This is a genomic window from Bradyrhizobium sp. dw_411 (assembly GCF_018449695.1).
In the GTDB taxonomy this organism is placed as follows: Bacteria; Pseudomonadota; Alphaproteobacteria; order Rhizobiales; family Xanthobacteraceae; genus Bradyrhizobium.
Map to the genome: position 1 here is coordinate 1 of NZ_JAAVUY010000048.1, position 855 is coordinate 855.

At 60.8% G+C, this 855-nt stretch carries 1 pseudogene; it reads left to right on the forward strand.

Annotated features, from left to right (window positions below):
• Nucleotides 1-80: 80 nt before the first annotated feature.
• Nucleotides 81-838 (forward strand): annotated as a pseudogene (locus HB676_RS33620) (IS5 family transposase).
• Nucleotides 839-855: the final 17 nt, after the last annotated feature.

The window sequence follows — 855 nt, forward strand, 5'->3', positions numbered from 1 at the left end:
TAGGACGGATCGACATTCAGGATTCCCAATCGGTTTAATCGCTGATTCATAGAGTTCCGTGATTCGACACGGAGCAGATGATGGCGGCGAAGCGATATGAACTGACTGAGGCGCAATGGTCGAGGATCTCGGCACTGCTGCCGGGAAAAGCTGGCGACCCGGGACGCAGGGCTGCGGATAATCGTCTGTTCGTCAACGGATGTTTGTGGATTTTGCGGTCGGGCGCACATTGGTGCGACCTGCCGGAGCGGTACGGCAAGTGGAAAACGGTGCATCGGCGCTTTAGCCGCTGGTGCCATGCTGGCGTTTGGGAACGCGTGTTCGCCGCGCTGACCGCCGATCGCGACAACCAGTATCTGATGATCGACAGCACCATCGTTCGCGCCCACCAGCAGGCCGCAAGCGGAAAAGGGGGGCCAAAGATCAGGCGCTGGGGCGCTCCCGAGGCGGACTGACCACCAAGATCCACATGCTGGCTGATGCGCTCGGCCGTCCGCTCCGCTTCATCGTCACGGCCGGACAGGTTGGCGATATCACCCAGGCGCCCGCGCTGCTCGACGGCCAAAGCGGCGATGCCGTGCTCGCCGACAAGGCCTATGACAGCAACGCTTTGCGCGCGATCATCGCCGATATGGGTGCAACGGCGGTAATCCCGTCAAACCGCACCCGCAGAATCATCATTCCGCACGACGCCGACGCCTACAAACAGCGCAACCGCATCGAGCGCTGCTTCTGCCAGCTCAAACACTTCCGGCGCTTCGCTACCCGTTATGACAGGCGAACCGCGAACTTTACCGGTTTCATCCATCTCGCGGCCGCCATGATCTGGATGCAATGAATGTCGATCGGTCCTAG